The sequence below is a fragment of the Terrisporobacter petrolearius genome, assembly GCF_020748185.1.
GTDB classification, from domain to species: domain Bacteria; phylum Bacillota; class Clostridia; order Peptostreptococcales; family Peptostreptococcaceae; genus Terrisporobacter; species Terrisporobacter petrolearius.
On record NZ_JAHZMO010000202.1, the window covers coordinates 1 to 437 of the forward strand.

General features: G+C 52.6%; 1 protein-coding gene. It reads right to left on the bottom strand.

From position 1 onward, the window contains the following. Positions 1-63 precede the first annotated feature (63 nt). On the bottom strand, positions 64-437 hold a 374-nt coding region (locus tag K0040_RS22590; protein ID WP_228110474.1), incomplete at its 5' end, for a catalase.

The following is a 437-nucleotide window of genomic DNA, read 5'->3' on the forward strand; positions in this document are numbered from 1 at the left end:
GTTATCTTAATGTGTAAGTAAGGTGGTAAGGTCACTCCCCAGGGGACGTGACCTTATCCATATTTACGCCGGAATTTTGTCAATCTTAGGAATGCGTGACCACACGCGGTGTGCTGCCATCAGCGTTAACAGTTCATCCATAAAACTACCGTCGGCGCTGTCAGCTTCCACAATCCCTTCTTCACCCTGGTCAGCGACCTTGATTGTTGCTTTAAACTTGCGCGCGTCTCCCGCCAGCGCAATCGGGTTAAGGTGTTTGTAGGCTTCCATCAGGTAGTAGTTGGCATCGCCGTTGTCAGCGATATCCGCGATATTGCCGCAAGGGACAATGACCGCATCGACCGTCAGCGAAGGTGCACCGGCAAAGGTAGCGGCTATAGGCAACACCGTACCGTCATCCGCAGTCACTTCACCCATTCGGGAGTAGAGCAGTTTGG